The organism is Stenotrophomonas sp. YJH_SMC_81 (genome assembly GCF_059370875.1).
In genome coordinates, this window is record NZ_JCAFUB010000001.1 from 184,794 (window position 1) to 209,163 (window position 24,370).

The following is a 24,370-nucleotide window of genomic DNA, read 5'->3' on the forward strand; positions in this document are numbered from 1 at the left end:
CCGGGGTCTCCCCCGGCCTTTCCACTCATCCCGTCGCCGCGATCAGGCGATCGCTTCCTGGTAACGGCGCTCGACTTCATTCCAGTCGATGACGTTGAAGAACGCGCCGATGTATTCCGGGCGGCGGTTCTGGTACTTCAGGTAGTACGCGTGTTCCCACACGTCCAGGCCGAGGATGGGAGTGTTGCCTTCCATCAGCGGGCTGTCCTGGTTGCCGGTGCTCTCGACCACCACCTTCTTGTCCGGGGTCACGCTCAGCCACGCCCAGCCGCTGCCGAAACGGGTCAGCGCCGCCTTGGTGAAGGCGTCCTTGAACTTGTCGAAACCGCCCAGGTCCTTGTCGATGGCCTTGGCCACGTCACCCACCGGGTTGCCACCTGCGTTCGGGGCCATCACGGTCCAGAACAGCGAGTGGTTGGCATGGCCACCACCGTTGTTGCGCACCGGACCCTGCAGGTTCTCCGGCAACGACTTGAGCTTCTTCACCAGCTCTTCGACCGGCAGGTCAGCGTATTCGGTGCCTTCCAGCGCCGCGTTGACGTTGTTGATGTAGGTCTGGTGATGCTTGGTGTGATGGATTTCCATCGTCGCCGCATCGATATGCGGCTCCAGCGCGTCGTAGGCGTAGGACAGCTTGGGCAGGGTGTAGGCCATGATGCATCTCCTGATTGCGAGGGCACCCGACGATGTCGGGCGGTGCGCCGTGAATGATGGGGACAGACCCGCAGATTACCAAGGGGGATGTAAAGGAAATTGCGTCCTGCCAGTGAGCACGACGGCAATTGTTACGCAGCAGTGACGCGGCACCCTCCTCATGCGCCATGCAGCGCGCAGGCGCTACAGTGCGTGCACCACCCTCGCCCGCCCCTGCCCATGCGCAACCCCCGGCTGCTGATCACCGCCATCGCCCTGCTGCTGCTCGGCCTGGTCGCCAACCATTTCCTGCAGCGGCCGCCGGCGCCACAGTTCGCACCGGACCTGCAGGGAACACCGACCGCACGGGCCCCTGCCACGGCAACGCCCGGACGGGACAACGGCCTGCCCGCGTTCCTGCCCACCGAAGCACGCCAGACCATTGCCCTGATCCAGCGAGGCGGTCCATTCCCGCACCGCCAGGACGGCACTACCTTCGGCAACCGCGAGCAGCAGCTGCCACAACGTCCGCGTGGCTACTACCGCGAGTACACCGTCGACACCCCCGGTGCACGCACGCGTGGCACGCGCCGCATCGTCACCGGCGGCGATCCGCCGGAGGCGTGGTACTACACCGACGACCACTACGAATCGTTCCGCAGCTTCACCGTACCGGCCCAGGGAGCGCAGTGATGAGCCACGATGATTTCGGCCTCGGCCTGCATGACATCAACAATGCCGGCGTCTATGCCATCGACAGCGATGACATCGGCGCACTGGCCGCAGCAATGCGCGATGCCAGCCTCAAGGTGATCCGCATCGATCTGGAAGGCGTGACGGACAAGCGCACCCTGCTCGCCCGGCTCGCCGCGCAACTGGATTTCCCGGCCGGTTTCGGCGGCAACTGGGATGCACTGTCGGACAACCTGCGTGATCTGCAATGGCTGCCGGCCAACGGCTACGCGCTGTTCCTGTGCGATGTGGACGCGCTGCGCGCCGCCGCACAGAAGGACTTCGACACCCTGCTGGACGTGATGGATGAAGCCAGCCGCGATTGGGTCGGTCGCGATGTGCCGTTCTGGGTGTTCCTGTCGCAGAGCGCGTAAGGGCAACGCCCTGATAGAGGCTGACCTTGGTCGGCATGGGCGTGCCCCCCATGGATCATCCACGCATGGCGTGGATCTACCCGGCGCAGCTGGATGCACAGTAGATCCACGCCATGCGTGGATGCGCCGTCCTAGCGGCTCCCGTTGTCTTCCTGCAGTTCCTTCTTGAACGGGATGTCCGGCGGGGGCCGTGCCACGGCCGGCTGGTCCTGCATGTTGGGGTTGGTCAGGCCACAGCCACCGCCGGCCTGCAGGATCGAAATGACGCAGGAAATCCTCGTGTTGGTGCCCGGCAGCGGAATCTCCATCGCCTTGACGCCCTTGCGCACCCATTCGGCCAGCAGCGATTCCTGCGGCACCCAGTACTTGTCGAACGAGGTCGGCGTGTAGTCGTAGGGCGGGCGCTTCAGCCAGGTGCCCGATTGCGCGATGCGCTCCTTGCTCCAGCCGTCGTTGGCGCCACCGGGCGCACCGCGCTCGGCGTGGCCATCGCCGTCCTGGCCCGGCACGCGCACGCTGCCATCGGCATTGAACAGGCCATTGCCCTTGCCGGCAGTGCTGGCCTGGCGGGCGCCACTGCTGGCACCGTTACGGTTACGGCTGGATGAACCCCAGTCGTCGCCCTTGGCAGGCGTGGCCCAGTTGCCTGGATTGGGCGCCGGGCGCGCTCCGGCGTTTGCCGTGCTGCTGGAGGCCGACGGACGCGTGCTGCTGCTCGTCTGCGCCGCGCTGCCTTGCGCCGCAGCCGCAGGCGTCACGGAGGCACTGCCACTGGAGGATGCCGGTGCCGCCGCCGGTGCCGGGGCCACTTCACGCTCCCGCACCTGTACATCACGGCCGGTGGGCGCGCGTACGGCGGGCTCACGCCCGGCCACCGCCGCCATCCGCACCTGCGGATCGGCCACGGCCTGCACTTCACGTTCACGCACCTGCACGTCCTGCTGTGGCACGCGCACCTGCATTTCAGGGCTGCGCAGCGGTTTGGGTGCGACGGGCGCTTCGACGATGCTGACTTCGCGTTCGCGCACCTGGATGTCACGCACCTGCGGCGTGCGCACGGCCAGTTCCGGGCTGCGCATCTGGCTTGGCGTCGGCGGCGCCTGCACCGGCTGCACGCTGCGCTCGCGCACAACGGGCGTGCTGTCACGCGGTACGACGCTGACTTCGGTTCGAGGCACGCTGACCGGCGGCACCACGAAATCCGTGCTGGCCTGCGCCACCTCGGTGGCCTGGACCGGTGAAGGCGGCGGCGCGGCAACCGGCGCCGGCTCGGCTTCGGCTGGCGGCGGAGGAACACTGGCGGTCGGCGCGGATGCAGGGGAAGATGCGGCGGCTTCGGCAGCCGCCGGGTGCGGGGCAGGAGCTGTGGCGGCACCCGTCTGCTGCCCCGTCGCAACCCGACCTGCCGCAGCGGCCGCAGCGACTTCGGCGCCTGGCTGATCGCCCCCGCCTTCCTGGGTCGCGCGGCCGACGAACTCCACCTGCACGCGCTCACCCTCGGCACCCTCTTCGTCTGGCGCAGTGGTGCGGATCACCGCCACCCACAGCAGCAGCATGAAGAACAGCAGGTGCAGCAGTGCGCTGATCAGTGCCGAGGTCCAGCGCATCCAGCGCTGGTCGCGCGGCGCAGCGTCCCAGTCCTGCCAGAACAGACGGCGCAACGCTTGCCACAGCGACAGCTGCGGCGATTGGCCTGGCCGGCCGGGCAGCGGACGCGGCAGCAACACCGCAATTATTTCGCCGGCATGCAACGGCCGCGGCAGCGGCCCCAGCGAGCGCAGCCACAACGCCCAGCCATAAGGCAGGCGCGTGGTCTTCTCAAGGACGGCGCGGGGCTGCTGGCGGGCCAGCAGCAGATCGATGAGTTGCTCGGCCCGGGTCAGAGGCACGCGTCAGCGATCAGGCGACGTTGTCGCGCGGAATGTACGGCGCGTGGCCGCTGTCGTGGTCGGTCGCGTCGCGCACGGCGGTCACGCCCGGCACGCGGCCCATCAGGGTCTTTTCGATGCCCTGCTTGAGCGTCACGTCGGCCATGCCGCAGCCCTGGCAGCCACCACCGAAGCGCAGCAGCACCACGCCGTCGGCCGAGACTTCCTGCACGGCCACCTTGCCGCCATGCGAGGCCAGCTGCGGATTGACTTCGTTCTCCACCACCCAGTGCACGCGCTCGACCAGCGAGGCCGCATCACCGGGCGCTTCACCCTTGATGCGCGGCGCCTTGATGGTCAACTGCTGGGCACCGGCGGTGCCGGCGACGATGTCGATCTCTGCGCCGTCGAGCCAGCCAACGCTGCCGGCATCGACATAGAGGGTAAAGCCATCGCAGTCCACCGCCCACTCGTCGCCCAGCAGGTCGGTGGGTTCGGCGAATTCCAGCCGGGCGTCGGCGCGCGGGGTACCGGGGTCGACCGCGCTCAGGCGCACGCCCATGCCAGGCACGCCCTCGCGTTCGATCAGCTTGCGGAAATGGGTCTGGGCAGTGTCGGAGATCTGGATCATCAGGCTATTCTAGCCAAGTAAGCGTCAGCCGCTCATTCGGTTTATACACCGTCCGGCGCATTGTTCAGTCAACACGAGGTGGAGATTCCCATGGCCGACCTGATTCCACTGGCCCAGGCCCGTTGCGTGCCACGCAAAGGCAGCGACCACAAGCTCGGCGAAGCCCGCCTGGCCGAACTGCTGCCGCAGGTTCCCGGCTGGGAGCTGAGCGAGGGCGGGCAGGCCCTGACGCGCACCTTCCGCTTCAAGGATTACTACGCCACCATGGCCTTCGTGAACGCGCTGGCCTGGATTGCCCATCGCGAGGACCACCACCCGGACCTGGGCGTGCACTACGACCGCGCGGTCGTGCGCTTTTCCACCCATGACGTGGGCGGTCTGAGCGAGAACGACTTCATCTGCGCGGCAAAGACTTCGGCCCTGACGGAGCAACTCCCATGAACGTACGCTTGCTGAGCCTGTCCCTGATCGCTGCGACCGGCCTGGCCGGCTGCGGCTCGTCCGAACCGCCGGCACCACCGCCGCCACCGCCGACCGAAGTCGCAGCAGTGAAGACGCCGCCGCCGCAGTACCCGCTTGAACTGGCCTGCATGGGCGTGGGCGGCACCAGTACGTTCAAGGTGACCATCGGCACCGACGGCAAGCCCAGCGAGGTCGCCCTGCTGACTGGCGCGGGCAACCCGCAGCTGGACGAACTGGCCAAAACCGCCGTGCAGGGCTGGCAGTTCAAGGCCGCGACACGCAATGGCCAGCCGGTGCCGGCCACCATCCAGGTGCCGGTCAGCTTCAACCCGCCGCAGCCGAAGCCGGACCAGTGCTTCGCCATTGAAGAGCGCCTGCGCCGCGGCGGCTGATCGCACGCAACCCGACGAGGCCAGCCGGCGCCCGCCTCGCCCTCGCCGCCCCGGTCCTGTCCGGGGCGGTTGTCTGTTGACCAGGACTGCGTCGGTAGATGCTGCAGATTCCCCCCGAAAACATCTGGATTGCGCTGGCGGTCACCCTCGCGGCCGGCCTCGCCACTGCGATCGGCAGCCTGCTGGTGCTGTTCTCGCGCCGCCCCAACCCGCGCCTGCTGGCCTTCGGCCTGGCCTTCGCCGGCGGCGCGATGGTCTATGTGTCGCTGTCGGAAATCCTCAACAAGTCCATTGCTTCGTTCGCACTGGCCCATGGCGAGCGCACCGGTTTCACCTACGGCACCCTCGCGTTCCTGCTGGGCGTGATCGTGATCGTGATGATCGACCACTTCATTCCCAACCCGCATGACAGCCTGGACAAGCAGGATCCCGCGTTCCGCGAGAACAGCCGCGAGTACCTGAAGCGGGTGGCGCTGCTGACTTCCGTCGCGATCACCGCGCACAATTTCCCGGAAGGGCTGGCGACCTTCTTCGCCACGCTGGAAAGCCCGTCGGTGGGCATGCCACTGGCCTTTGCGATTGCCATCCACAACATCCCCGAGGGCATCGCGATCGCGGTGCCGGTGTACTTCGCCACCCAGAACAAGGCCTATGCGTTCAGCGCCAGCCTGCTGTCGGGCCTGGCCGAGCCGGTGGGCGCCGCGCTCGGCTACTGGTTGCTGTCCGGGTCGCTGTCGCACGCCACCTTCGGCTGGTTGTTCGGGCTGATTGCCGGCGTGATGGTGTTCCTGGCACTGGACGAGCTGCTGCCGGCCGCCAAGCGCTATGCGAAGGGCCACGAGACCGTTTATGGGCTGGTGGCGGGCATGGGCACGCTGGCGATCAGCCTGGTGCTGTTCAAATGGTGAGGGGTTTGCGGCCGACGGGCTGAGCCCCTTCGCGGCTGGTACGTCCCACAGTATCGAGAGGTCACGGGCGGGTATGGGCCTACGCTGCGGATGTCCGGGTCCGCCTTGTAGCGAGCCGAGCACCGCAGGTCCGGCGAGGGCGAAGAGGCGCGGGTGTCTGAGCGCAGCGAGTTCCGCGCCGTCCCTCGGCGGACCGAGGAGCGCAGGGCACCGGCGCGCGGCGCCGGCTCGCGGATGGCGGCGTGTTTCTTTGGTTACTTTCTTTCCACGAGCAAAGAAAGTGACAAGCCCACTCTCCGCAGGGAAGCGACGGCGCCGACCGAGCACCCGGCGCCGCCGAACCGCCGTCAGCGCAGACGGTCCAGCGCCTCGACCAGCTCATCCGCCAGCGGCGCGTTCAGCACATACGGGCTCTTGCCGTCGTCCAGTGCAAACTCCAGCGAGGCCGCGTGCAGGAACAGGCGCTTCAGCCCGATCTGCTCACGAAGCCGCTTGTTGACCGCAGGATCGCCGTATTTGTCGTCACCGGCCACCGGATGGCCCAGATGCTGGGCATGCACGCGGATCTGATGGGTGCGGCCGGTTTCGATGCGCACCTCGCAGTACGACTGGCCGCCGCGGCGCTCCAGCACCCGGAAGTGACTGATCGATTCCTTGCCGATCGCATTGACCTGTACATGGCGCTCGCCACCCTGGCGCAGGCCCACGTGCAGCGGCGCGTCGACGGTCATCACGCCGTCCGGCATGCGGCCGGCCAGCAGGGTCAGGTAGCGCTTGCGGATGCCGGCGCCGTGGTCTTCACGCAACAGCGCCTGCAGTTCGCTCAGCGCCGAACGCTTCTTGGCCACGATCAGCAGGCCCGAGGTGTCGCGATCCAGCCGATGGACCAGCTCCAGTGTCTGTCCCGGGCGCAACGCGCGCAGAGTCTCGATGGCACCGAAGCTGATGCCGCTGCCGCCATGGCTGGCCACGCCGGAGGGCTTGTTCAGGGCCAGCAGCCGGGCGTCCTCGAAGACGATGGCCTGCTCCAGGCGCCGCATGAACGCCTCTGGCGGGCCGGCCTTGTCTCCTTCCTCACTGAGACGGACCGGCGGCACACGCACCTCATCGCCCGCCTCCAGCTTGCGCTCGGCCTTGGCGCGGCCGCCGTTCACCCGAACCTGCCCGCTGCGCACCAGCTTGTACACCAGGCTGCGCGGGGCTCCCTTCAGCTGGCCGAGCAGGAAGTTGTCCAGACGCTGGCCGGCGCGGTCGGCGGGAACGGTGATCATGCGCACGGAAGGCTTGTCGCCAGCGGGTTTGGTCGGGTCTTGGGCGGTCATCAGGCTGTTTATTCTGTTACACTCGGGGGGCGAGATAAGGGATTGATTTCGTTGGAAGTTACTCAGGGCCAGAAGCCCAGCTTCCGACGAATCCGGCACAGTGCGCGACCACCGCCCGCGGGGCGGCCATGTTAGCGGCTCACCGGCCTTCCCGGCCATCGCCGGATGCCTGACACGCAACCGTGCTGAACATGTCCCGCGTGGCGCTCCAGCCTGGCTGACAGCTGCCTGCGGCCCTGCAACACCCAAAACCCATAAGAGTGAAGCGCTCCCGCGGCCTGCCGTGGTGTCGTAGCGCTGGAAACCCAAGCCGCCCTCCCCGCGCTTGCGCGAATGGGCGGCGAGCCGTGTCCAGAGGCGAAACCCCATGGCGTTCCGCGCGGTAGCCGCTTGCGAGGAACGCAACAATGAAGCGAATGCTGATCAACGCCACGCAGGCTGAAGAGCTGCGTGTTGCCATCGTGGATGGCCAGTCGTTGTATGACATCGACATCGAACAGCCGTCGAAGGAACAGAAGAAGTCCAACATCTACAAGGGCCGGATCTTCCGCATCGAGCCCTCGCTGGAAGCCGCCTTCGTCGAGTACGGCGGTGGCCGCCATGGCTTCCTGCCGCTGAAGGAAATCTCCCGTGACTACTTCCAGGCCGGTGTCGACCACAACAAGGCCGGCATCCGCGAGCTGCTGAAGGAAGGTCAGGAGATCGTTGTCCAGGTCGACAAGGAAGAGCGTGGCAACAAGGGCGCCGCCCTGACCACGTTCATCTCGCTGGCCGGCCGCTACATGGTGCTGATGCCGAACTCGCCCAGCGCCGGCGGCGTGTCCCGCCGCATCGAGGGCGAAGACCGTGCCGCGCTGAAGGAGGCCCTGGACAAGCTGAACATTCCCGACGACATGGGAGTGATCATCCGTACCGCCGGCGTCGGTCGCGATGCGGAAGAGCTGCAGTGGGACCTGGACTACCTGCTCAACGTCTGGCGCGCCATCGCCGAAGCCGCACTGAGCAAGCCGGCCCCGTTCCTGATCTACCAGGAATCGCGCCTGATCGTGCGCGCCCTGCGTGACTACCTGCGCGCCGACATCGGCGAGATCCTGGTGGACACCGAGGAGATGTACGAGCACGCCCGCGAGTTCATGCAGCAGGTGATGCCGCAGACCCTGCGCAAGCTCAAGCACTACAAGGACGACATCCCGCTGTTCAACCGCTTCCAGATCGAGTCGCAGATCGAAGGTGCCTACGAGCGCAACGTGCGCCTGCCGTCGGGTGGCTCGATCGTGGTCGACCAGACCGAAGCACTGACCGCAGTCGACGTGAACTCCTCGCGCGCCACCAAGGGCAGCGACATCGAGGACACCGCGTTCCAGACCAACCTGGAAGCGGCCGAGGAAGTGGCCCGCCAGCTGCGCCTGCGCGACCTGGGCGGCCTGGTGGTGATCGACTTCATCGACATGGCCTCCAACAAGCACCAGCGCGAGGTCGAGAATCGCCTGGCCAACGCGCTGAAGTACGACCGTGCCCGCGTGCAGGTCGGCCGCATCTCGCGCTTCGGCCTGCTGGAAATGAGCCGCCAGCGCCTGCGCCCGAGCCTGGGCGAATCCAGCCAGATCGTCTGCCCGCGTTGCGACGGCCACGGCCGCATGCGCAGCGTCGAGTCCCTGTCGCTGTCAATCATCCGCGTCGCCGAAGAGCACGCGATGAAGGAGAACACCGGGCAGGTGCTGGTCCAGGCGCCAGTGGAGATCGCCAACTACCTGTTGAACGAGAAGCGCAGCGCCCTGCGCGAGATCGAGCAGCGCCACGAAGCGCCGATCGTGATCGTCGCCGACGAGCAGCTGCACACCCCGCACTATGCGGTCACCCGCCTGCGTGAGAACGAGCTCGGTGAAGAGAGCAGCAAGCCCAGCTACCAGCGCGGCACCCCGCGCAAGCTGCCGGTGCACGCCCTGACCAAGGGCCAGCTGAACATCCCGCCGCCGGCGGTGACCCAGGTCAAGCACACCTCTCCCGCCCCGGTGCGCGAGGAAGCGGCTCCGGCTGCAGCCGCTCCGGCTCCGGTCGTGGCAGCGCCCGTGGCGCCGGCTTCGAGCGGCGGCGTGATCGGTTGGCTCAAGCGCGTGTTCGGTGGCGAGCCGGCGCCGGCGCCGGCTCCGGCCGCCCCGGCTCCGCGCCAGCAGCAGGACGGTGGTCGCAAGGACCGCAACAAGGATCGCAACAAGGATCGCAAGGACCGTCGCGACGAAAACCGTGGCAACGGTGGCAACGGCAACGCGCAGCAGCAGAAGGATGGCGGCAACCGCAAGGACCGTGGTGAGCAGCGCAACAAGGACGGCCGCAACGGCAACAACGGCAATGCCCAGCAGCAGCCACAGCAGGGCAGGCAGAAAGAACCGCAGCAGAAGGATGGCCAGCAGCAGCCGCAGCAGCAGCACAAGCCGCGCAACGAGCAGCAGGGCCAGAACCAGAATCAGCCGAAGCTGAAGCAGCCCAAGCAGCCGCGCCAGCAGCAGGACGGTGACAAGCCGGCCGAGAAGCCGCAGCGCAGCGTCGCCGAAGCCCCGGTTGAAGGTGTGACCGCGGCAGCAGCTGTGGCCGCCAACGCCGTCGCCGCCAACGTGGTGACCGCGCAGGAAGCCACTACACCGGTCGCCCCGGTTGCCCCGGTGGCCGCCGCTCCGGTGGACGCAGTGCCGGTCGAGACCGCTGCCGGCGAGGCCGAAGTGGTTGCGGTTGCCGGTGAAGAGACTGCAGCCGACGCCCATGGCGAGCAGGCTGGCGAAGGTGCAACCCGCCGCCGTCGCGGCCGTCGTGGCGGCCGTCGTCGTCGTCGCGGTGGCGCCGAGAACGCTGCCGGTGGTGACGGCCTGGGCGATGACCAGGACGAGGGTGACGAGGGTGATGACGCCGAGGGCGTCGAGCCGAACGTCGACAGTGCCGCCCCGGCCACTCCGGTCGCCGCCGCACAGCCGACCCGTGCGCAGCCGGAATTCGATTTCGATGACGAAGCCGAACCGGTTGCTGTCGAAGCCGAGAAGCCGGTCCGTACTGCCGCCGCTGCTGTCGCCGCACCGGTGGCGGTGGTGAGCAGCGCCGTGGTCGAGACTGCCGCACCGATCACCGCCGAAGTGCCGGCGGCGGTTGAAGCCGCGGCCAAGGCAGAGCCGGTGTCCTCGCCGGTGCAGACCAGCATGCTCGATGCCATCGACGCAGCAACCCCGGCGCAACCGGTGGCTGTTGCCGCACCGGCGGTCGAAGCAAAGCCGGTCGCGGTGGAAGCAGCCCCGGTGGCTGAAGTCACTCAGGCGATCGAAGCGAAGCCGGCGGCAGTCGAGGCTGCACCGGTGGCTGAAGCCAAGCCGGCCGCTACCGAAGCCGCTCCGGTGGCAGAAGCCAAGCCGGAGATCGTTGAGGCTGCTCCGGTGGTTGAAGCCAAGCCGGTCGTCGAGACCGCGCCGGTGGCCGAACAGCCGGTCGCTCCGGTGGCAGTTGAAGCTGCACCGGTGGAAGCTGCGGCCCCGGTCGCCGATGCAGTGGTGACACCGTCGATCGATCCGGTCGCCGATGGCCACGCCGATGCGGCAGCCCAGGCGGCCGAAGCCAAGGCCGACGAAGAAGACGAAGAAGGCGCCAAGCGCACGCCGCCGGCGAACTGATCGCGCTTTGATCGCGTGAAAGAACGGCGGGGATCGATGATCCCCGCCGTTTCTGTTTGTGCGCCGGGCGCGTGCAGCGCTCTGGTAGAGGCCAACCCTGGTCGGCGCCGTTGTTGGAGCGAACGCGGACACGTCCGTGCCAACCAAAGGTGGCACCTACCAGGACATCAGTGCGCCGGAGCGAATTGCAGGCGGGTCCACACGCCATAATGGTCCGAGGCCCAGCGACCGCTGTCATCGGGCTGGTCGAACAGGAGCTTGGCCTCACGTGCGACCATCGCGTCCTGCTGGAAGAAGATGTGGTCGATCCGCGAGGCCACCGGGTAGTAGTGCCTGTTCAGCGTACTGACCCCGGCCAGGTCGGTGTTGACGTGCACGCTGCCGTAGCTGTCACCGTAATGGCTGCGCAGCTCGCTCAGGTCACTGGCATCGACCAGCGCGTTGAAGTCGCCCGCGATCACCACCGGTGCGCCGGCTGAGGTGCTGGCGATGAAGCGCAGCAGGTCCTCGACCTGGGTGCGACGGATGCGCTGGCCATTTTCGTCGCTGCGCTCGTTGAAGTGGGTGGCATAGACGTTGACCGCCTTGCCGTCCACATTGATGCGCAGATGGGCGACCGTCCGGTAGTCGTCCAGCGGCTGTAGCAGGTGCTCACCCTGGGCGAGGATCGGCCGCCGGGTCAGCAGCGCATTGCCGTAACGTTTCGGCGCACCCACCGGATCGGTGGACACGAACACGTACTTGTAGCCGAGTTGGCTGGCCAGCCACTGCGCCTGGTTGCGCACGTTGCGGCGCTGGATCACCTCCTGCAGGGCAACCGCATCCGGCTGCAGGCGCTTGAGCTCGGCCAGGATGGTGCGGCGGCGGCTCGGCCAGTCCTCGCGGTCGTGATGCAGGTTGAAGGTCACCATGCTCATGCCTGGTGCGCTGGCGATGTCAGCCGCTGTCGCGGCGGTTGGCACGGCTGCCATCACGGCACCCGGCAATGCCAATGCAATGGCCAGTCCCAGGGCACGCACGGCCGTGCGCACCCTTCCCCCCTGCTGCTTCATCGTTACTGCCCCTTGCGCTCGGCGCGGCGCACCGCGCCCGGTACATCGATCTCGACCCGCGCCGGCAGCTGGTGCACGTGTAATTCCCTGTCGGTCCATTCGGCCGCTTCGCCGTTGATGGTCGCCTCGCCCGGATCACCGGCGTACGGCCACGGCAAGACCACGCCACCGACCGGTGGCACCAGGCCCGGCTGCACCTCCAGCACCAGCTGCTTGTCGCTGCGCTGCAGGCGGTAGTTGAGCTGGCCCTGCGGCGTGCGCAGGCCCTGCACAGCGATGCCGTCGCCCTGCAGCCAGGCGGTCGGAATGCCGGCGGCCAACACCAGCGCATCGTCCATGTCACGGCTGTAGGCGAACATGTCCAGGGCCGAGCGCACGAAGTCCGAGGCGACCCAGGCATGCGGCAGGTCACCGACGAAGAACGGCTTGCGCGGCGTGCGCGAGACGACTTCGGCCCACTGGTTCCAGGCCTGCGGCGCACGGTCCTTGAAGAAGAACTCAGTCGCCTGCCAGGCGCGATCGCGCCAGCCAAGGCGGACGAAGGCGGCCACGTTGCGCCACTCGTAGGGCGTGTAGTCCTTCCACTCGCGCTTGCCGTCCCGACGGGCCACGAATTCCTTCCAGTAGCGCTCGAAAGTGGCATCGAGCGCCTGCTGCGGAAGGCGCCCCTGTTCACCGCCCGGAGCCAGCGCGATGGTGGTCGAGGTCGCATCGAAATCGCCCAGCTCGGCCGAGCCCGGCAGGTAATCGATGTTGTGCTGCTGCATCGCCGACAGCAGCGAGGCCTGCAGGTCATCACGGAACTGGTCACGCGATTCGGCAATCTGCATGGCTTCGACCTTGCCCAGCTGGGCCGCCAGCGATGCCGCATCCTTGTAGCCGCGCAAGGCCCAGAAATTGTCCCAGTACGAATGCATCGGCTTGGCCGAATAGCCTTCGTGGCTGATCGAGGCCGGCATCATCCCGTAGAACGCCGGATTGCGCGCCCGATTCTCGTCCGTGCGCTCGCTGGCGCGAAGCTGCTCCATGTAGTTGTAGGCGCCCTGCACATGCGGCCACATCAGTTCGGCGAAGGTGCTGTCACCGGTATAGCGCCCATACTCGGCAATGCTGTAGATCAGCTCGCCATGGCTGTCGTTCTCGGGCACCGGATCGCTGCCACGTGCATCGACACAGCACGGCACCTTGCCATTCTCGAACTGATAAGGCGCATACCAGTTGATGTAATCACGCACCGCATCACTGCGCCCCATGCGCAGAAGGCCCTCTGAAATCATCGCGCCATCGCGGATCCAGCTGCGCGCGTACGAGCGCGTGCCCGGCTGCAGGCGCGGGCCGACCCGCGAGATCAGCATGTGCGCCACGGCGGTGCGCAGGGTATCGACCAGTGCCTGGCCCGCAGCCGGTACCTGCAACGAGACCACCCCCAGCTTCTGCCGCCACTGCTCTGCGACCTGTGCCTGCGCCTTGGCCACATCCAGCGCCTGCGGCGCCCAGCCTCCGGTCTGTGGCAACACCACCGCCACTTCTCGGCTCTGGCCAGGCTCCAGCTTGATCGTATACAGCAGCGCACCGGACGCCATGCCGGTGCTGTCCTTCACCGCCGTGCTGGCCGGGTATTTCCCGGAGGCCAGATGCATCGCGTCGAGCTTGCCATCGAACGTGCTGGCAAAGCGCGCATCCGGCACCTGCAACGGATAGATGCGCGGCTCACCGTTGATGCGCACCAGCTGTTCGCCCACATCCAGCGCATCGATGCGACTGAAGCCGCCGACGGTATTGAGGAACTGGGTCGGCGGGTTCACCTGCCACGGCCGGATCGCCAGCGCCAGGGTGTACTCGTGCGCCACCTTGTCCGGATTGCTCAACCGGTAGCGGCCGATCAGCTGCGCGCGCTCCGGCGTGCCCTGCACGAAGCTGGTTACCGCCAGGCCGGCCTTCTCATGCACCCAGTCGACATTGGCGATGGGCAGGTAGCGATCCTGCAGCGACTGGGTGATGGCCACTGTCGACCAGTCCAGCAACTTGCCGTCCACGCGGATGAACGGCTCGATGCTGAAACTGCCCTTGGCCGGTTCCAGGGCACCGTCCTCGCTGATCAGTGCCTGCTCCTGGCCGCCATCGAGGCCGAGCAGGGTCCAGTACGGCTGTTCGCCCACATATGCACGCGGCAGCGAGCCGCGCGGCAGGTCGGCCGCCACCGAGGACAGGAATGCGTTCGGCGTGGCCGCGAACGCCAGCGGCTTGAGCGTGATGTCACGGATGCCATAGCGCCAGTTCGGGCCATCGTGTAGATCGAAGCGCACGTAGCGCGCGTCGGTATCCGGCAGCGCCAGCCAGTCGCGGCCGCCCGCACCGCCGGTCACCTCGCGCACGGTGCGCCAGTCCCGGCCATCCTCGGACGTCCGCACGGTGTAGCGATTGGCTTCCAGGTTCGGCAGCCAGTCAATCACCGCGCCGCCGATCTCGCGGCTCTTGTGCAGGTCCAGGCTGATGGTCTGCTGCTTGACCCCGCCACTGATCCAGAACGTATCGCTCTTTCCGTCGATCATCCGGTCCTGCAGCGCGGTGGCGGTGTCGGCGATCACCGATGGCACCAGCGCCGAATCATCCTGCGGCGGCAGGCCCTGCAGGGTCAGCTTGTCGAAGCACACCGTGCCGCGGCCGCCGACCTTGCTGTAGATCGTGAACTCGACCGCAGCGCTGCGCGCCATCTCCTTATCCGGCGATGGCCCCCATGCCTTGTCGATCTGGCGACGGCGGTATTCGACCGGCGTCCACGCCTTGGGGAAGCTGTAGCCCGGACGGTTGACCCACCAGACATTATCGCCGCTGGCATCGATCAGCTTGAACTGCAGGTCGTTGCCCGGCGAATCTCCCCGCAGCTGGAAGCCGAAGCGGTAGTTGGCCGGGTACTCGATACCCAGCGCGCGGCGGATGCCGACGTAGCCCGACACCTTGTGGAAATCGTAGTCCAGGCACAGCGCGCGGCCGCCACCGGCACCGCTCACCGGACGCAGCGAACCGCTGACCTGGTCGGACAGCACCAGCTTCCAGGCGCCGATGTCGTCGAAATCGTCCAGTACCTTCGGCGCCGGCAGTGCCGGTGGTGCGGCGATCGCCAGGGAAGTCCACAACAGGCCCAGTCCAACGGCGATCGCTCGCTTCATCCCTTGACGCTCCCCAGCAACAGACCTTGGATGTAGTACCGCTGCAGCACCAGGAACAGTGCCAGCACCGGAACCACGGTGACCACCGCGCCAGCCATCATCATTTCCACGTCCATGATGTGCTCGCGCGAGAGGGTGGCCAGCGCCACCGGCAAAGTGTAGTGCTCCTGGTCGGTCAACACGATCAGCGGCCACATGAAATCGTTCCATGCCCCCATGAAGGTGAAGATCGCCAGGGTCACCAGTACCGGCTTGAGCATCGGCAGCACGATCTGGAAGAAGATGCGCAGCTCCCCCGCGCCATCGATGCGGGCCGCTTCAAGCAGCTCGTCCGGGATCGAACGCGCGTACTGGCGCACCAGGAAGATGCCGAACACGCTGGCCAGCGCTGGCACTATCACCCCGCCAAAGCTGTTGACCAGGCCCAGCTGCTTCATCAGCAGGAACAGCGGCAGCATCGCCACCTGCGCCGGGATCACCAGCGCTGCCATCAGCACCTGGAACAGGCGTTCGCGGCCAACGAAGTTGAGCTTGGCGAAGGCGTAGCCAGCCATGGTGTTGAGCAGCAGCGAACCCAGCGTGATAGCCAGCGACACCAGCAGGCTGTTGGCGAAGTTGCCCCCCATGCCGGTGCGCGCGAACAGCTCGTGGTAGTTGCGCGTGGTGATGCTCGAAGGCAGCAGTGGCGGCGGGAAATGACTGGCCTCGCCCTGCGGCATGAACGAGACCGAGAGCATCCACAGCAGCGGTGCAAGGCTGACCAGGGCCAGCACCAGCAACGCACCATTGATCATCCACGGATACCAGCGCGACTGGCCGATTTCACGACTCATACCAACTGCCTCTTGCGGCCGAAACGCAGCATCACGGTGGTCACCGCCAGGATGATCAGGAACAGCAGGAACGCCACCGCGGAGGCGCGCCCCAGGTTCCACCACTTGAAGCCTTCCTCGAACATGAAATACAGCACGCTGACGGTGCTCTGCAGCGGATCGCCGCGGGTCATGACATACGGCTCGGCGAACAGCTGGAAGTAGCCGGACACGGTGATCACCCCGACCACCAGCAGTACCGGGCCGAGCATCGGCAGGGTAATGTGCAGGAACTGCTTCCAGCGCGAAGCGCCGTCGATGCGCGCGGCTTCGTACAGGTCATGCGGGATCGCCTGCAGGCCGGCGAGGAAGATCACCATGTTGTAGCCGAAGTTCTTCCACACCGCGAACAGCATGATGGTCGGCATCGCCCAGTTGGGATCACCCAGCCAGTCGATCGGACTGATGCCCAGATGGCCCAGCCCGTAGTTCACCAGGCCATAGCTGGTATGGAACAGGTAGCGCCAGATCACCGCCACCGCCACCAGCGTGGTCACCACCGGCGCGAACAGTGCCGTACGGAACAGGGCCTTGAAGCGTGCGGCCGGTGCGTTGAGCAGCATGGCCGCGCCCAGCGACACACCAATCGACAACGGTACGCCGATCAGCACGAAGTAGGTGGTATTCCACAGCGACTTCCAGAACATCGGCGTCTGCAGCAGGTCGATGTAGTTGCCCAGGCCGACGAAGCGCAGGTTGCTGCTGTCGGCCAGTGCATAGAGGTCGAAGTCGGTCACGCTCAGTGCCAGCGCCGAGGCGACCGGCAGGCCGAAGAACACGCCCAGCACGATCAGCGAGGGGCCGGCGAAGATCCAGCCGGCCAGCGAAGTACGTTTCATTGCGCGCTCCCGGCGGCCACTGCGCTGCTCGATTGCGGCGACGGCGCGCGCTCCTGCAGGCGTTGTTGTTCATGCATCCAGCGGCGCTTGGCCAGCACCTTGTCCACGCGCTGGTCCAGTTCGGCCACGGCCTTGTCCTGCGGCAGGCCACCGCGCACCACCTTCTCGGTGACAATGCGCATTTCCTGCACGATGCGCTCCCATTCGAGCACCTTCGGCGTCGGCTTGACCCGCTCCAGCTGATCGCGGAACGCGGCGGCCAGCGGATCGTTGGCCAGCGACGGCGCGTTCCAGGCGCTGCGGCGCGGCGGCAGGTCGCCGATGATCGAATGGAAGCGCGCCTGGATCTGCGGGCGCGACAGGAATTCGATCAGCTTCCAGGACGCCTGCTTCTGCTGCGACTTGCGGAAGATCACCAGGCTGGTGCCGCCGGCGATGCCCGCGCCCGGACCGTCGGGCCCCGGCAGCGCAGCGGTGCCCCACTGTCCTTCCAGTTCCTTCGGCTGCAGTTTCTTGAACTCGCGGATGTTCCAGGGGCCGGAGATGTAGAACACGTTGAAGCCGCGGAAGAATTCATCCCAGACGTTGGAGATCTGCGTCTCGGACATCTTCGGCGCCCAGCCCTGCTCGAACATGTTGGCGTAGAAGGACAGCGTGCGGCGGAACCCCGGGCTGGCGAAATTGCCGCGGGTATCGTCGTCGCGCAGCAGCGGGTCGGGCTGCTGCAGGGCCAGCGACAGCTGCTGCTCGAACTCGTTGATCGGCATCAGCACTGCGTAGCGGTTCGGGCCCTGCATGCGCTTGATCGCCGCCATCTGCTCGTCCCACTCGGCCCAGGTACGCGGCGGGTGGTCGTAGCCGGCCTTGGCCAGCAGGTCCTTGCGGTAGTAGATCAGGCGCGTATCGACGTACCACGGCACGCCGACCAGCTCGCCGTGGATCACGTTGGTATCCCAGATGCCCTGGAAGTAATCTTTCGGATCGACCACAGTGGAGCGCTGCACGAACGGCTGCAGCGGGGTCAATGCATCGAGTTCGGCGAACTCCGGCACCCAGGTGTTGCCGAGCTGGCACACGTCCGGCAGGCCATCGGCGGCGAACGCGGTCAGCAGCTTTTCGTGCGCGGCGGTCCACGGGATGTTCTGCACATCCACCTTGATGCCGGGATTCTCGGCCTCGAACTCGTGGATCAGCTCGCTGACCACCTCGGCTTCGCGGCCCATCGCCCAGAAGCGCACGGTGGTGGTGCCCGGTTCGGTGCGGGCGCAGCCGGCCACGGCCAGGGTGGCCAGGGCAGGCAGCGCCCAGCGGCGCAGGCGGTCGATCCAGTTCGGCATCGGGTTACTTGCCCTGGCCTGTGGTGCGGTTGGCATTGTTCTTCTGTTCCTGCGCGGCAGCCGCGCGTGATTCGGCGATACCCACCGCGCGTGCTGCCGCGGCCTTTTCGTCCTTCTGCAGTTCCAGCGGCTGGAACGACCCTTCCGGCGCCAGCCAGCCGCCGCTGAATCCGGCCCGCTCCAGGCCCTTGCGGATGTACGGATTCTTCTTCATCACTTCCCAGACGAAGTCGTTGCGGTAGTTGGCGATCATGGTCAGGATCGGCCCCTGGTCGATGGCGATGTAGTCGCTGGCGACCCAGCCGCGATCCGGCACCAGGCGACCGGTCTTGATCGGGATGTCGTAGTTGAAGCTGGGATTGAACGAATCCAGGAAGCCGTAGCTGGAATAGATGTAGTCGCCGTAACGCTTGTGCATTTCCAGCGTCGCCGGGATCACCTGCTCGGGCGCGAACACCACCGAGGCGATTGCCGCAGTCGGGGCAATGGTGCCGTCATCGAAGTTCTCGCGCAGGCCGGCGCCGCGCGAGGAGTAGTGGCGGAACTGGCGCTGTTCGCCGCGGTACTCCTGCGTGGTGTTCTGCGGGCCATCGCTGGCGGTCAGGCCCCACACGTTCTCGCCATAGTCCTTCCACTGCATCGGGTTGGCGATGGCGTACTCGCGCTGGGCCAGCGCGGCCGAGCGGCTGTTGAGGAAATAGGTGCTGCCGCGCTCGCGCATGTACGCGTCCTGGATATCGCGGAAATCGATCCAGACGTGGCTGTACTGGTGGCCGAACAGCGGGCCGAAGGACAGGTATTCCTGGCCCTGGTAGACACCCCAGTCGTTGTCATAGGTGCGCGTCCACACTGTCCACGCGTCCGGGCTGACCGGGTGCGTGGGCGAGCCCAGGGCGAGGATGTAGACCATCATCGCCTCGTTGTAGCCCATCCAGTCGTGGTCGATGAAGCCGCTCTCCGGGAACCAGCCCATCGAGATCAGCGGTGCACGCTGCTGCAGCCACGGCCAGTCGACCTTCTTGTACAAGGTATCGGCAATCTGGCGGATTTCCTTCTCGCGCGGATCGTCACCGTCGTAGTACGACTGCGCGAACAGCACGCCCATCATCAGCAGTGCGGTATCCACGGAGGAAAGTTCGACCCAGCTGTCGTAGCGACGGCCTTCCTGCATGTCCAGGAAGTGGTAGTAGAAGCCCTTGTAGCCGGCCTTGCCGGTGCGCTGTGGGCCCATCGGCACGTCGCGGAAGAACTTCAGCGTGGTCAGGGTCCGGTCGATCGCCTGGTTGCGGCTGACCCAGCCGTTCTCGATACCGATGGGATAGGCGGTCAGCGCGAAACCCACCGACGCGATGCTGGCGAACGGCCGCGACGGATAGCGGTCCGGGGTCAGGCCATTGATCTCGTTGGTGGTGTCCCAGAAGAACTGGAAGGTGCGGCGCTCGATGTCATCGAACAGCGGCGGCAACTCCGGCTTCATCGGCCGCGGCGGTGCATCGGCCTCGATCAGGATCACCGGCGGGCGCGGCTTGGCAGGTTCCTGCTGGGCCGGCTGGCAGGCGGCCACCGCCAAGCACAGCATTGCGGCGGACAACAGATGGCGTGCCTGCATGGCGCGGTTCCTCCGGTGGTCTGATCGATGGGAAAGCATACCGTCCAATGATCTGAAATCGTTTACAAGATGCGCTCTTAAAAAACCACGAAAAACGTGGTTTGACACCGCGATCATTGCCCACGCCGCTGCCCCCTGCCCGGCAGCGGCGTGGGCAATGGACCGGCACGGGGCCGGCCATTGCCGTTCTCACACAATCGATGCCGCCGGCGGACCGGCGGCATCGGATACAGCAGCAGGCGGCGCCGCTTAGAAGCGGAAGCCCACCTCGGCCTTCACCTGGCGCGGAGTGCCGATGATGTCGCCGGTCTCGTTGTAGCTGGCCTGCAGCTTGCCGTTGGTCTTGACGTAGTTGTAGGTGGAGAAGTTGTCGAAGTTGAACACGTTGATGATGTCCAGACGGGCGTACAGCTCGGTGTTGCCCGCCAGCTTGAACGTCTTCGTCGCCTGCAGGTCAACCGAACGGTAGCCGAAGATCTTGCCACCCACCAGGAACTTGCCGGTTGCGTTGGGCACGGCCGCCTGCGGGGTCGGCAGGGTGTAGCCGCTGGCCTGCATCACCGGGTACCAGTCGTTGACGGCGGTCGGGGTGGCCAGGGTGATCTTGCCGCCGAAGGTGATGCCCCAGAAGCCCGCGTACGAACCGGTCACCACCAGGCGGTGGCGCGGTGCGCCGTTGGAGCGGATGGTCGGGTAGTCACCGATCAGGCCGCGGTCAAAGGCGTACTTCTCGTTGATGTCGCGGTTATGGCGCGCGGTGGTCCAGGTGTAGGCGATCGAGGTGCCCCAGCCGCTTTCCTTGGTGAACGGCTTCTGTGCCGACAACAGGACCTGGGTGGCACGGGTCTTGATGCCCTGCTGGCCGATGATCAGGCTGCCGAAGCCCGGCACGTTGCAGCTCCAGGCCTGGCTCAGGCCCGGGGAGGTGCCACCACACAGGCGCGGATCATCGAAGAACTGGCCGGTCGGGTAGCGGTTGCCCAGGGTGAAGGCGAAGCCGTCGTAACTCAGGGTACGGGCAATGGTGGCGTCGGTCAGCCAGTCGCCGATCTGGTTGCTCATGCCCAGGCTGAACTGATCCGAGTACGGCGCCTTCAGCTTGTTGTTCAGCAGGTCCACTTCCAGGCCGGCATTGCTGGTCGCGCCGACCAGGGCCTGCAGGTTGCCGATCCCGTTGAGCAGGTTCGGGTTCCAGTCATAGCAGGCGGCCTGGCCGTTGATGCAGGCGCCGGTAGCCGGGTTGCGGAAGTAGATGGTCGGCTGCGGCAGGGCCAGCTTGGTGGTTTCCAGCTGCAGGTTGTCGAACAGGTCACGGTCGTAGGAACGGCCGGCACCACCGTGGATCACGTGCTGCTCGTCGGCGTTGATGTCATACGAGAAGCCCAGGCGCGGCTGCCAGGCGTCCTTGAACGCCTTGCGGTTGTGGCCGTTGCTGATGTAGTCGCTGATGTCCAGGCCGCCCAGTGCCAGCGAATCGGCATAGGTCTGGCCAGCGGGGGCGCGCGGATCCTGCGAATAGATGGCGTCGACCACCTGCTGCGGGGTCACGAAGTCCAGGTAGGACGGGGTCTTTTCGTAGTCCCAGCGCAGGCCGATGTTCAGCTGCAGGTGATCGTTGACCTGCCAGTCGTCCTGGATGAACACGCCGTACTGCTTGGACTTCGAACGCACTTCGCCGGACACGCCGGTCACGCCGGTCACCGGCTTGACGAACTGCGCCTTGTACGGAATGGAATCGGGGAAGTCCGGATCGCCCAGCGAGTACGTGAAGGTCGGATTGATCTGCGCCGCATCGGATGCGTACAGATCGATCGCCTTGTACTTCACGCCCATCTTGATGGTGTGGTCACCGGCCCACTGGATGCCATCCAGGGTCAGGTTGTCTTCGATCGACCAGCCCTTCTGGCCCTTCACCTGCGAATCCAGTGCAGAGGCGCCACCGATCTTCACGATGGTGCGGTCTTCGGGGCCGTCCGGTGCGGTGTAGGTGATGCCGTTGGCCAGCGTCAGCGGGGTCGGGTTGTTGAACGAGTCTTCGTGGGTGACCATCAACTCGTTGTAGTAGCGCTCACCACTGTGGTTCCAGCGCAGGGCATAACGACGGTCGGTGTTGACCACTTCACGGCCGGCTTCCGGCGAGGTCTGGCCACTGAACTGCGACTGGGTTTCGTCGCGGTCCTGGAAGGTCAGCTCGATGCGGTCGTTGTCGGTCGGCTCGAAGTCGATCTTGCCGAAGATCAGATCCTGCTGGAACGGCTGGCTGGCCGGGCCGAGGCCGGCGGCACCGGCGGGCGGCAGCAGGCCGGCAGCGCCGGTGACCGCGCCATCCGGCGCGATGGTGACCGGCAGGTCGAAGCGCTTGGCTTCGTAGGTCACGAAGAAGTGCGCCTTGTCCTGGATGATCGGGCCGCCCAGGGCGAAGCCGTATTCCTTCTCGGCCGAGACCATCTTCTCCTTGCCGCCCTGCCGCTCGGCCGGGGTCTTGGCTCGCATGTCTTCATCGGTGTAGCGGTAGAACGCCTCACCCTTGAACTCATTGGTACCGGACTTGGTCGCAGCCGTCACTGCGGCGCTCGACACCTGGCCATACTCGGCCTTGTAGTTGCCGCTGATGACCTTGTATTCGCCGATGGCCAGCTGCGGGAACGGGTTACCGGCGCTGCCGGACTGGCCGGCCACGCCGCCGCCCTTGACGTAGCTCTTCTGGCCGACGCCGTCGATGTAGACGTTGGTGCCATCTGCATTGGTGGCGCCGCCGCGCAGCGAGGTGTTGCCCTTGGCATCGCGGGTGAAGATCAGGCCCGGCACCGCGTCGGCGAACTCCAGGAAGTTGCGCGACACCTGCGGGGTGGTCTGGATCTGCTGCAGGCTGACGGTCTTGCCAACTTCGGAGGTGCGCACTTCCTGCAGCAGGGTCGGCGCAACAACGTTGACGGTGTCCAGGTTGGTGGCCGCGGTCGAGCCCGGGGTGCTGCTGGCTGCGCCAGCGAAGTTCAGCGTCGCGGTCGAAGCCACGGTGACGGTGACCTTCTGGGTCTGGCCGTTGGCGACCACGTTGTACGTGCCCGGATCCAGGCCCATCAGCGAGTAGCTGCCGTCGGCGCGGATGGTGCCACGGCGGACGGTACCGGTGGCCACGTTGGTGGCGGTCACTTCGGTGCCGGCCTGGGCACCGGCAACCTGGCCGCGCAGGCTGGCGTTGGCCGACTGCGCCATGACGTTCGGGGCGGCAGCCAGCATCAGGCAGCTGACCAGAGCGGTGCTCAGCAGCCGGCGCGCCGGCATGCGGAAGGTGGTATGCATCATCAACTCAATCTCCGGGTGGCGGTAACCGCTTGCGCGGTCCCTGCGATCAGTCAAAAAAAAGAAGAAACGCCTCTGGCTTCAACGGCCGGATGGCGGAGTGGTGGAATCGCGAACAATCAAGCGGGGAACCAGGGTCTGCTTGTCCCCTGCCCCATCCGTGGAGGTGCCGTCCATCAACTGCATCAGACGCGTCATGGCCCGGTCGCCGAGCTCGGCGATGCTGACCTGCATGGTGGTCAGCGACGGGTGGACGAAACGCGCCAGTGGAATGTCATCGAAACCCGCCAGGGCCACATCGGCCGGCACACGGACCCCTGCCTGCGTGAACGCATACAGGCAGCCCAGGGCCATCATGTCGTTGGCGGCGAATACGGCATCGGGCAGCGCTCCGGCTGCCAGCAACTCCTGACCGGCACGATGGCCGGAAGCTTCGTCGAAATCACCGGGCAACTCGATGCCTTCGGCGCCACCGCCAGAAGCCGCCAGCGCGTCACGGAAGCCGCGCAGGCGCTCGCGCGCGTCGAAGTTGAGGTCCGGACCAGAAATGAAGGCAATGCGGCGGTGGCCGGCATCCAGCAGGTGGCGGGTCATCGCCATTGCGCCGGCGTGGTCGTCGATGCTCAGCACCGGGTGGTCCTGGCCGGGCAGATAGGTGTTGATCAACACCGTCGGCAACGACTGCGGCAGGTTGTCGGTCAGGAAGCCCGGGCTCTCGGCATAGGGCGAAAGCACCAGCAGGCCGTCGACGCGGCCGCGCATGGCACGCAGGGCGGCGCCCTGCTGTTCCTGGTCACCGTGGTAGCTGGACACCAGCAGGTGCTGGCGGCGGTTGCGGGCCACGCCGTCAATGCCGCGCATCAGCTCGGAGAAGAATTCGCCGTACAGGTCAGGCAGCACCACGCCCACCGTATTGGTGCGGCGGCTGCTCAGGCTGCGGGCGGCGGCGTGCGGGGTGTAACGCAGCCGTGCGGCCACCTCCAGCACAAGCTGGCGGACCGGTTCGGCGACATTTTCATGCCCGTTGAGCGCGCGGGAAACCGTGGCCACGGAGACCCGGGCTTCGCGTGCGACGTCTTTGATTGTGATAGCTGCCTTGTTCACGAAGCCGCCCTCCACGGCTTGGACCTACCAGCATTGGCGCGGAATGTAAGCGTTTCCATCCAGGCTTGTAAACAGTCCGTTAGGCGAATGTCCCGAAATGGACATGAAAACC

Annotated in this window: 18 protein-coding genes; 6 read left to right on the forward strand and 12 right to left on the reverse strand. The window is 66.4% G+C overall.

Going from position 1 to position 24,370, the window contains the following annotated elements:
- Positions 1 to 42: 42 nt before the first annotated feature.
- Positions 43 to 654, reverse strand: a complete 612-nt coding sequence (locus AC5P8U_RS00865; protein ID WP_005410310.1) for a superoxide dismutase — start codon at positions 652 to 654, stop codon at positions 43 to 45.
- A 219-nt stretch (positions 655 to 873) separates the two neighbouring features.
- Here AC5P8U_RS00865 and AC5P8U_RS00870 point away from each other — a divergent pair, with 219 nt between their 5' ends.
- Both AC5P8U_RS00870 and AC5P8U_RS00875 read left to right on the forward strand, forming a co-directional pair.
- Positions 874 to 1,326 (forward strand): guanyl-specific ribonuclease, encoded by a 453-nt coding sequence (locus tag AC5P8U_RS00870; RefSeq protein ID WP_061478000.1) that lies wholly within the window; start codon positions 874 to 876, stop codon positions 1,324 to 1,326.
- Positions 1,326 to 1,739, forward strand: coding sequence for a barstar family protein (locus tag AC5P8U_RS00875; RefSeq protein WP_072168363.1), 414 nt, complete (start codon positions 1,326 to 1,328; stop codon positions 1,737 to 1,739). Before AC5P8U_RS00870 ends, AC5P8U_RS00875 begins: the two co-directional genes overlap by 1 nt.
- A gap of 131 nt (positions 1,740 to 1,870) precedes the next feature.
- Here AC5P8U_RS00875 and AC5P8U_RS00880 read toward each other — a convergent pair whose 3' ends face one another.
- Together AC5P8U_RS00880 and AC5P8U_RS00885 are read right to left on the reverse strand one after the other, a co-directional pair.
- Positions 1,871 to 3,628, reverse strand: coding sequence for a hypothetical protein (locus tag AC5P8U_RS00880; RefSeq protein WP_495213833.1), 1,758 nt, complete (start codon positions 3,626 to 3,628; stop codon positions 1,871 to 1,873).
- Positions 3,629 to 3,638: 10 nt separating this feature from the next.
- Entirely contained in the window at positions 3,639 to 4,238 is a 600-nt protein-coding gene (locus AC5P8U_RS00885; protein ID WP_049417239.1) for an NfuA family Fe-S biogenesis protein, read from the reverse strand.
- Between the two features lie 90 nt (positions 4,239 to 4,328).
- On the opposite strand from AC5P8U_RS00885, the gene AC5P8U_RS00890 reads away from it, so the two are divergent.
- From AC5P8U_RS00890 to zupT, 3 genes are all read left to right on the forward strand, one after another.
- Positions 4,329 to 4,679 carry a 4a-hydroxytetrahydrobiopterin dehydratase gene (locus AC5P8U_RS00890; protein WP_021203009.1) on the forward strand — a complete coding sequence of 117 codons (351 nt, stop codon included), beginning with the start codon at positions 4,329 to 4,331 and terminating at the stop codon, positions 4,677 to 4,679.
- Positions 4,676 to 5,092, forward strand: a complete 417-nt coding sequence (locus AC5P8U_RS00895; RefSeq protein WP_005417613.1) for an energy transducer TonB — start codon at positions 4,676 to 4,678, stop codon at positions 5,090 to 5,092. Before AC5P8U_RS00890 ends, AC5P8U_RS00895 begins: the two co-directional genes overlap by 4 nt.
- Before the next feature lie 98 nt (positions 5,093 to 5,190).
- A complete protein-coding gene (zupT, locus tag AC5P8U_RS00900) occupies positions 5,191 to 6,000 on the forward strand; it encodes a zinc transporter ZupT (RefSeq protein ID WP_353080282.1) in 810 nt (269 codons plus the stop codon).
- Between the two features lie 347 nt (positions 6,001 to 6,347).
- Here zupT and AC5P8U_RS00905 read toward each other — a convergent pair whose 3' ends face one another.
- Positions 6,348 to 7,322 (reverse strand): RluA family pseudouridine synthase, encoded by a 975-nt coding sequence (locus AC5P8U_RS00905; protein WP_049397926.1) that lies wholly within the window; start codon positions 7,320 to 7,322, stop codon positions 6,348 to 6,350.
- A gap of 407 nt (positions 7,323 to 7,729) precedes the next feature.
- Here AC5P8U_RS00905 and AC5P8U_RS00910 point away from each other — a divergent pair, with 407 nt between their 5' ends.
- The gene (locus tag AC5P8U_RS00910) at positions 7,730 to 10,972 is read left to right on the forward strand and encodes an Rne/Rng family ribonuclease (RefSeq protein WP_447897375.1); all 3,243 of its coding nucleotides are present in this window, start codon (positions 7,730 to 7,732) and stop codon (positions 10,970 to 10,972) included.
- A gap of 167 nt (positions 10,973 to 11,139) precedes the next feature.
- Here AC5P8U_RS00910 and AC5P8U_RS00915 read toward each other — a convergent pair whose 3' ends face one another.
- The 8 genes from AC5P8U_RS00915 to AC5P8U_RS00950 form a co-directional block, all read right to left on the reverse strand.
- On the reverse strand, positions 11,140 to 12,024 hold the full coding sequence (locus AC5P8U_RS00915; protein WP_032954315.1) for an endonuclease/exonuclease/phosphatase family protein: 885 nt from the start codon (positions 12,022 to 12,024) through the stop codon (positions 11,140 to 11,142).
- A gap of 2 nt (positions 12,025 to 12,026) precedes the next feature.
- A complete protein-coding gene (locus tag AC5P8U_RS00920; RefSeq protein WP_423172943.1) occupies positions 12,027 to 15,194 on the reverse strand; it encodes a discoidin domain-containing protein in 3,168 nt (1,055 codons plus the stop codon).
- Positions 15,191 to 16,027 carry a carbohydrate ABC transporter permease gene (locus tag AC5P8U_RS00925; protein WP_439426298.1) on the reverse strand — a complete coding sequence of 279 codons (837 nt, stop codon included), beginning with the start codon at positions 16,025 to 16,027 and terminating at the stop codon, positions 15,191 to 15,193. Before AC5P8U_RS00925 ends, AC5P8U_RS00920 begins: the two co-directional genes overlap by 4 nt.
- The gene (locus AC5P8U_RS00930; RefSeq protein WP_005410323.1) at positions 16,024 to 16,905 is read right to left on the reverse strand and encodes a carbohydrate ABC transporter permease; all 882 of its coding nucleotides are present in this window, start codon (positions 16,903 to 16,905) and stop codon (positions 16,024 to 16,026) included. The genes AC5P8U_RS00925 and AC5P8U_RS00930 overlap by 4 nt, the downstream gene beginning before the upstream one ends.
- On the reverse strand, positions 16,902 to 18,242 hold the full coding sequence (locus tag AC5P8U_RS00935; protein WP_252744460.1) for a sugar ABC transporter substrate-binding protein: 1,341 nt from the start codon (positions 18,240 to 18,242) through the stop codon (positions 16,902 to 16,904). The genes AC5P8U_RS00930 and AC5P8U_RS00935 overlap by 4 nt, the downstream gene beginning before the upstream one ends.
- Before the next feature lie 4 nt (positions 18,243 to 18,246).
- Positions 18,247 to 19,851: a glucoamylase family protein gene (locus tag AC5P8U_RS00940; protein WP_061478010.1), complete on the reverse strand. Its 1,605-nt coding sequence runs from the start codon at positions 19,849 to 19,851 to the stop codon at positions 18,247 to 18,249.
- Positions 19,852 to 20,100: 249 nt separating this feature from the next.
- On the reverse strand, positions 20,101 to 23,157 hold the full coding sequence (locus tag AC5P8U_RS00945) for a TonB-dependent receptor (protein ID WP_061478011.1): 3,057 nt from the start codon (positions 23,155 to 23,157) through the stop codon (positions 20,101 to 20,103).
- Positions 23,158 to 23,235: 78 nt separating this feature from the next.
- On the reverse strand, positions 23,236 to 24,273 hold the full coding sequence (locus AC5P8U_RS00950; RefSeq protein ID WP_005417630.1) for a LacI family DNA-binding transcriptional regulator: 1,038 nt from the start codon (positions 24,271 to 24,273) through the stop codon (positions 23,236 to 23,238).
- Between the last annotated feature and the right edge of the window lie 97 nt (positions 24,274 to 24,370).